Below are 6449 nucleotides of genomic sequence, written 5' to 3'. Positions count from 1 at the left end.
TTCGTCCAGCAGCCAAAACCGTGCTGCTGTCCGGACTATTTTACTTACGCATCTCTTATCTTTTTATTTAAAGGACTACGTAAGAAAAGCTGCTGAGGGAAGGTGCTTTTCCTTCCCGAAGCTAGGCGGATGTTTTTCCCGCCTAATTGTTTTTCATATTCGCTATTATTTAGTAAGTATTTATACGTAGGTATTTATAACGTAAGTATTTATACCTCACCGATATAGTGATAGCCGGATCACTGTTTTAGTGATACGCTAATCACCGATATAGTGATCCGCCCCTTTAATTACCAATTGATGCCGTCATATATCGATTTTTGTTCGGTTTCCTCCGGTTTGGATTTTCGTGCTGCGAACTGTTCTGAACGCTTCTCGTAATGTTCACGCGCTTCTGGAAATCGTCCGTAAAATTCCGCCTCTTCCGTTATCGGAGGCTTTACGTAATACATATCGTTTCCGTACGTCGAGTGCCGCTTAGTTACGATTAATCCGTAGTCTTTTAGCACCCGCTTGTACGATACAACCTGGTTTATTCCGCAATTCAGCGCGAGCGCTATGTCTTCCGTTGATGGAAATGCGTACCCGTATTGCGGATTACTGCGGGCCATTAGGTACACGTACAACATCGCGTGACTCGATTTAAAGTCAGGCAGTCTCGTATATAACGTAAAAATAGCGTTATGCACTCTCGTAAAATCTCTCGTCGGCTCAAAATTAAACATCACTCCACACGCTCCCCACTCCACATATTAAGTTTTATTTACGGTCACTATATTCGTCCAATGACCGTCTCACTGCATCAGACTTTTCGAATAACCAAAAACGCCCACCAGTCCGTTCGTTTACACCTACGCAAATGTACCGGTGACCTGCGGATACAAGAAACCGAAACATTGCAGGCGAATAGCAAAATAAGTAAGCATTACTCATCAGATATCACTCCACTTCGGAAGATTGACGTTCATGTAACAGATACAATGAGACTACAAAATCACTTGGCGCAATCTCGGGATTAACATATTTGTTCGGATTTATTTGTAACTTCACTGTGTGACCTATTTCGACATAGCCGAGGTACCCTGCGACACACAGACTGTTTAGTAGCTTACGTGTGTATCCGATACTAAACCCTGTTAACTCAGAAATATCTGTCTTAGTTAATTCCGGGCCACCCGCGTAACCTTTTAGTAGGTATGACGGGTCTTGAATAAATCGCGTCAAGTAGTCAAATACCGTGAGAGCCGTCTTTGAAACATGCAGGTGTTTATTCATCAGCCCCACCACCCTTTAACGCGTCAGCCGCTGCTTTCAATTCCGCCAATGCTGCGGTTGCTTTCCGTGCCTCGCGTTGAAGCGCTTTGAGTCCCGCGATAGCCTCGGATACATTTACGTTTACTTTTACTTCGCCAATATCGGCCATGTACAATCGTCCCCTTTTCGATGTGTTAGCGCTAACCGGCCGGAGTGTACCCGACACATTCGTTTGTCAACGCAAAAAAAAGCCGACAAATGTCGGTTGTTGTGTTTATTCAACTAGCGATAGCTTACGCGCTGAAACGTCCCAGCAACCCGCCCTTTCTGGCGTATAGACGTGCTAACTCACGTTCTAGCTCAATTAACCGCCTTTGGATGCGAAGGACGTCACCTAGCGATTCGCTGTCGCTTGTATCCTCGAAGCTATCATCTTCTTCGAATTCCTCTCGCTCAAGCTCCGCTATTTCTCGTTTCGCTTCGGTGATCCTTTCATTGACTTCGTGCAGCATATCTTCGTAATCTAACCTTGTGTAGAACGTTTTGGCCTTGTTATACTCGGGCTTTAACGTTGATATAAGGTAAGTCTCGTAAATATCCTTTTCGTACTCGTTCTCAACAAGGTACAACCGCACGTGAGAAGAAAAGTGGTAGAAATCAGAAGACATAGAGTGCCGAGAAATTCTCCGTTTGAAGCTTACCGTTTTACCTACATATAACGGGACATTCCGGTCATCGTAGAAGACGTAAACTCCAGGCAGATCATACATGCTCTTGTTCCTTATTTCTCTTGGCGCTGCTTCCAAATACACTTCCGGTAATGACACGGTAATTGACATACGGGTTTCCTCCTAAATGGTATTAGGAAGGTAGGACGGAGTTTACCCGCCCCTTCGTCACCCACCTTGAAATTTTTCTCAATACCCGTAGCCAAATAAAGTGGGAAAAGTAAGGTACTATTAATAATTTCTTGTGAGAACACCCCCTGCTGTGGAAAAATTCAGGTGTAGCTATATAACAAAAAAGGTGGTCTATCGAATTTTTCGAGGTAATCTTGTAGATAAGGTTAAATAAGCACGTAGTGGACCCAACGAAGGCTCCCGGATATAAGCCTGATCCCGCAAAATCACCGCCAATTAGCCGCGAGACGTGGCGGGATATAGGTTGGTACCCGTTGACCCATAACGGCCTTATTTCCGCGGTGGAAATCGCTCTCCTGCGGGAGGTTAACGGGACGACGGAGGCGGCGAGCTTGGCGGTAAAGAACGGAATATGCGTGAAATCGTAGGTAAGGCGTATACGGAGCTTGGGCGAGAGTTGAAGGAGGCGCAGGAGGCGTTGTCCGGAAGTAACCAATACGATGGTTTTTTTCGAAAATGGCTAGAGCACGTAGGATTCAAAAAAGATAAAGCACTCGATTTGATCCGTAGGTACGAAATGCTTGTCGGAAATTCCGACAAGCAAACGCAGGGGCTACTTGAAGATTTGCCTATATCCCTAGCATACGTAATCTCGGCTCCGTCCGCCGAGTCTACTGAACCCAAGCGCCAAGCGAAGTCCGCCGTTCTCTCCGGAGACATCACAACGTTGCGGGAGTATCGTACGGCCCGGTACATCCTGAATTCGCTCGACGTCTAGCGGTTTGTTTTGCTTGTTTACCGTGTGACGACTTCCGTGTGACGGGAGCCGAGTGACGTTCGCGTCACACTAAGTAGAACCAATATAACTAGAGCCATTATAACTAGAACTATAAAACATTACAGCATACAAATAAAACCTTACTTTCTTCCATGTATAAGATACTCAACACGGTGAACGCCGATATGGTCATCGTGGCACTAACTATAACCATCTTTAACAATAACCAATGTTAACAAGATAAAACCTTTCGCCCATCAGCTAAAACCGTGCTGATGTTCGGATAACTGTAATAAACCTAATATCTTACTTACGTTAAAAGATTCGTAGGTAATCACAATATAAATACCCCGGACTCCTATTTACGTTTCAGTTACTAAATACGTTGAAATGTCCTGTTTGCCATCTCCCCTTACGTTCCTATTCCTATCGCATTTACCGCACGAATATCCCCGTACCTAGACAGCTTTAATCAAGCGCCAAGTACCTTCATAAGTCTGTACGCAGATTGTGCGTACCCTAGCTGGTGATCAATCAGTAACCGTGGTTTGTTGCGTGCGGACGTTCCGGATAACTGCGCTATCTGTAGGTCTGCAGGAACGGGGGCTATCTCATTTCCTTTTCGGAGAAACTCTACTTGTCTTTCCTTCGCCTCCTTCTTTAATCTCTCGATCAATTCGCTGAATTCGAGATTGATCATTACTCGCTGGCCCACCATCAGATTCCGCCGTCATCCGGAGAAGGTCGGGCACGGAGTGCCTCTAATTCGGATTTGACTTCGCGTTCAGATTCCGTTACGGCTTCGATAGTGTCTCGTAAAACTTCGTAGTCAGATTCGGCCTTTTTACGAGCAGTTTGCTCCGCCTCTAGTTTCGCTAGGAGTTCGCGGTACTCCCGCAACGTCGTGATGTCGCCAGAAAGGACGGAGGACTTCGCTAGACGCTTGGGTTCGGTATCCTCTGACGAGGGATTTGCAATCTCGTACGTGAGGGAGACAGGTAGTGATTCGATTAATTCTCGTTCCTCCCAATTTGGGAGAATCAACTTCTCATAGCGATCGATCAGCCTATACACGTTCTGCCTTCTAAACCCCATTGCCGTGTACCATTCCTCAAAGCAACCGTAACCGCGTTTAGACAGCGCATCTTGCGCCTCCTTTAGTTCACGTCCCAACTCCGTATACGCCTTTCCGACAATCTCACGCATATTCCGTTCTTTACTACGGAGGAACTCCGCTGTCTTCCCATCGAGTTGTCCGTAATCAAACGTTGTGATTTCCGTCGTTGTCATCGAGTGGGTATGACCGGAATAATATACCGATCATGACACGGCGGCGTCGATTGAAACTAGGGTGCTAACGTCGTTTTAAACTGTAGGTTCAACCGGAAGGGTCTGCGTTAAACACAGACCCATGATTTGACGGGCTATATTCAACATAGATCGTTCCACTTACGGTGAACTCAATAGTAATTAGGCCGCCTCTTCGGTCCTGCGGGAATACCGTCATTTGAAATGATAGTATTACGAACCTGTGTACGTTAAATGCACGGTGGCTGACTAAGTTAAACTTAGGAACCGCTACACTCTCGACACGAATACTGTTCGGGTTTAAACGACGTGGTTTCAACTCACACCGTAGGTAGGCCGTCGGTTAAACCGATACGCTTGCACGTAAAAAGACCGGATCACCTACGCGGCGGGACCGGTCTTTTTATTATTGGAATCGCACGTCATTCGCCTTGATTTAACCCGTCTAAACACGGCAAATTACGTACGCAATCGGTCGGCGAGAGGGTAAATAGCTGCAAGGCATTGCGGCTGTGCAAGCTGGTACGAAGATTGGTCGTAGCCTTCGTCAATTAGGGCGAATCTTGCTACGGAGGAAGACGCGTTTTTCTTCTCCTTTTACTTCGTTAAAGCTGTCGTCAACATCTAATAGCGGAATTACTTCGCGGCCGTCATTCGTATGAATCCGCACAAACGTCTCTCCCTCGATTAAGTCCTCCGTGACATAATCGACGTCTTCTTCGCTGATTTCCACAATCTCCGCGCCATGTAGCGCTATAAACTGTAAGCTCATTCGGTACCTCCCATTGTATTCCGTCGTATCGAAGGAAGCAAAAATTAATATTTATAATAACGATATGTCGATAGAATGTTATGCGCTACTTATCTGGTACGAACTCTATTAAATCCCCCGGTTGTATACCTAACCCCTTACACAAACCTTCTAAAGTATCGTAGTCGATACGTTTAGTTGCATTTGCCGCTAGAGAGGTAATGGTATTACGGCTTACGCCTGTCAATTTAACTACATCTTTATTTTGTAAGTTTCTCTTTTTCATAATATCACCGAGAGTGCAACGGATAGGCATAAAAATTCCCCCAAATAATTTAAGCACAACATGTTGACATCTAGGCACGATGAGTGTATTATGAATTCATGCACAACATGTTGACATTTTGATATGTTGACTTACATACACATACGTTTATTTTATCAAATAGTTCCGAATTTCTCAAAGAAATTTCCTAAATTACGAAAGCCATAGTCATATGTTCATTTGAATTTTTACTTACTTATCCGAGGAGGTTCCAACTATGTTCCGTAAGATCACCGTAGTTACTGCTTACAGCGACAATGACGGCGACTCAGTTCGGTTAGAATATCCGGGCGTTCTCATTGCTCCAGAACGGGCATTGTACGTTGATGCTAAATACAGCCTGGCGTTGCTAGAAAAAGTAGTCGAGGCTGACGGTCACTTTTACACAACTGGCGGTCCTGGGACGCAGTTAATGGAAGTTAAAATCTCCGATCCGACTTTTATCCACCGTTACGACGAGTTGTCTGCTACCGAATTTTTATCGTTGCTAATTCCCTATTAATACGAGGAGGTTTCAAAATGCCGATTGTCGATTCTTATCTCGCTAGATACCGGAACTTAAATTCCGAGGTCATGTCGAAGTATCAAAAGTTAACCAACGCTTTGTCAGAGGTAGATCGTGAGGTTTCCGCAATTTATCATGAAATTGAAAAGCTCGATCTGACGGAGACTTGCGGACACGCTGCGGCCGTTATGCTACAGCAAGTTCTCCACCGCCGGCGCGTAATTAAAGGCGAGTTAGCACAGTTATTACCGCTATTTCGTGCACTGAACGGGCAATGCTCGAAGGTCATACAGAAACACCGCGAGCAAGCCGCCAAGAACGACGAAATTCGCCGCTCGCTCAACGTCACCTTAACAATTGAAGATATCGGAGGTATACGCTTATGAAATCTGTATCCAAAGCCATGCACCGTATTCGCTACGTTCTTATAGACGGGATTATCCGCGCAACGCTTATCGACACTCTTTCGAGAACAACGTTCGTTGCACAACCGCCATTCTTCCATGCTGTGACGGGCGTATCGCCGAACAAAACGCTCGGCACCACCCGCGTCAACGATATGCAGCTCGCTTCCCTGACGGGAGTATTCACGTATAAGGAGGTATCCGACTATGACCGCGCTCATGTATCCGTATCTTGACGGCAGCCGCACCGCCGTTCCACGCCGC

Annotated in this window: 11 protein-coding genes; 5 read left to right on the top strand and 6 right to left on the bottom strand. The window is 45.7% G+C overall.

The features are described 5' to 3' along the window. Positions 1-190, top strand: a 190-nt coding sequence (locus H583_RS37335; protein ID WP_211228334.1) for a hypothetical protein, incomplete at its 5' end; no start/stop codon positions are given. A gap of 100 nt (positions 191-290) precedes the next feature. Here the strand turns inward: H583_RS37335 and H583_RS0113420 are convergent. From H583_RS0113420 to H583_RS0113405, 3 genes are all read right to left on the bottom strand, one after another. Further along, complete coding sequence (locus tag H583_RS0113420; RefSeq protein ID WP_028559784.1) at positions 291-725, bottom strand: helix-turn-helix domain-containing protein; 435 nt, start codon at positions 723-725, stop codon at positions 291-293. Between the two features lie 542 nt (positions 726-1267). After that, positions 1268-1423: a hypothetical protein gene (locus H583_RS37195; RefSeq protein WP_169456468.1), complete on the bottom strand. Its 156-nt coding sequence runs from the start codon at positions 1421-1423 to the stop codon at positions 1268-1270. A gap of 124 nt (positions 1424-1547) precedes the next feature. Next, the gene (locus tag H583_RS0113405) at positions 1548-2093 is read right to left on the bottom strand and encodes a GIY-YIG nuclease family protein (RefSeq protein WP_028559786.1); all 546 of its coding nucleotides are present in this window, start codon (positions 2091-2093) and stop codon (positions 1548-1550) included. 242 nt (positions 2094-2335) lie between these two features. Here H583_RS0113405 and H583_RS36640 point away from each other — a divergent pair, with 242 nt between their 5' ends. Continuing rightward, positions 2336-2542 carry a hypothetical protein gene (locus tag H583_RS36640; RefSeq protein ID WP_154665885.1) on the top strand — a complete coding sequence of 69 codons (207 nt, stop codon included), beginning with the start codon at positions 2336-2338 and terminating at the stop codon, positions 2540-2542. Positions 2543-3609: 1067 nt separating this feature from the next. Here H583_RS36640 and H583_RS32860 read toward each other — a convergent pair. The 3 genes from H583_RS32860 to H583_RS0113380 all read right to left on the bottom strand — a co-directional run bounded on the left by H583_RS32860 (position 3610) and on the right by H583_RS0113380 (position 5267). Further along, positions 3610-4065 (bottom strand): hypothetical protein, encoded by a 456-nt coding sequence (locus tag H583_RS32860; protein WP_154665884.1) that lies wholly within the window; start codon positions 4063-4065, stop codon positions 3610-3612. A gap of 682 nt (positions 4066-4747) precedes the next feature. Beyond that, positions 4748-4972, bottom strand: coding sequence for a hypothetical protein (locus tag H583_RS0113385; RefSeq protein WP_028560913.1), 225 nt, complete (start codon positions 4970-4972; stop codon positions 4748-4750). 85 nt (positions 4973-5057) lie between these two features. Further along, positions 5058-5267, bottom strand: a complete 210-nt coding sequence (locus tag H583_RS0113380; RefSeq protein ID WP_028560912.1) for a helix-turn-helix domain-containing protein — start codon at positions 5265-5267, stop codon at positions 5058-5060. Positions 5268-5493: 226 nt separating this feature from the next. On the opposite strand from H583_RS0113380, the gene H583_RS0113375 reads away from it, so the two are divergent. The 3 genes from H583_RS0113375 to H583_RS0113365 are packed head-to-tail and all read left to right on the top strand — an operon-like array spanning position 5494 to position 6421. After that, positions 5494-5778, top strand: a complete 285-nt coding sequence (locus tag H583_RS0113375) for a hypothetical protein (protein WP_028560911.1) — start codon at positions 5494-5496, stop codon at positions 5776-5778. Positions 5779-5795: 17 nt separating this feature from the next. Further along, on the top strand, positions 5796-6167 hold the full coding sequence (locus H583_RS0113370) for a hypothetical protein (protein ID WP_028560910.1): 372 nt from the start codon (positions 5796-5798) through the stop codon (positions 6165-6167). Beyond that, on the top strand, positions 6164-6421 hold the full coding sequence (locus H583_RS0113365; RefSeq protein ID WP_028560909.1) for a hypothetical protein: 258 nt from the start codon (positions 6164-6166) through the stop codon (positions 6419-6421). The genes H583_RS0113370 and H583_RS0113365 overlap by 4 nt, the downstream gene beginning before the upstream one ends. The last annotated feature ends 28 nt before the right edge of the window (positions 6422-6449 follow it).

Source organism: Paenibacillus pinihumi DSM 23905 = JCM 16419 (genome assembly GCF_000422505.1).
Taxonomy (GTDB): Bacteria; Bacillota; Bacilli; order Paenibacillales; family Paenibacillaceae; genus Paenibacillus_D; species Paenibacillus_D pinihumi.
The sequence above is the reverse complement of the archived record's forward strand: the minus strand, read 5'-3'. Positions and strand labels throughout refer to the sequence as shown.

Bases quoted from the DNA above. Each gene is read 5' to 3' on its own strand.
- H583_RS0113420 (WP_028559784.1), bottom strand. From the start codon at position 725: ATGTTTAATTTTGAGCCGACGAGAGATTTTACGAGAGTGCATAACGCT.
- H583_RS37195 (WP_169456468.1), bottom strand. From the start codon at position 1,423: ATGGCCGATATTGGCGAAGTAAAAGTAAACGTAAATGTATCCGAGGCT.
- H583_RS0113405 (WP_028559786.1), bottom strand. From the start codon at position 2,093: ATGTCAATTACCGTGTCATTACCGGAAGTGTATTTGGAAGCAGCGCCA.
- H583_RS0113385 (WP_028560913.1), bottom strand. From the start codon at position 4,972: ATGAGCTTACAGTTTATAGCGCTACATGGCGCGGAGATTGTGGAAATC.
- H583_RS0113380 (WP_028560912.1), bottom strand. From the start codon at position 5,267: ATGCCTATCCGTTGCACTCTCGGTGATATTATGAAAAAGAGAAACTTA.
- H583_RS0113375 (WP_028560911.1), top strand. From the start codon at position 5,494: ATGTTCCGTAAGATCACCGTAGTTACTGCTTACAGCGACAATGACGGC.
- H583_RS0113370 (WP_028560910.1), top strand. From the start codon at position 5,796: ATGCCGATTGTCGATTCTTATCTCGCTAGATACCGGAACTTAAATTCC.
- H583_RS0113365 (WP_028560909.1), top strand. From the start codon at position 6,164: ATGAAATCTGTATCCAAAGCCATGCACCGTATTCGCTACGTTCTTATA.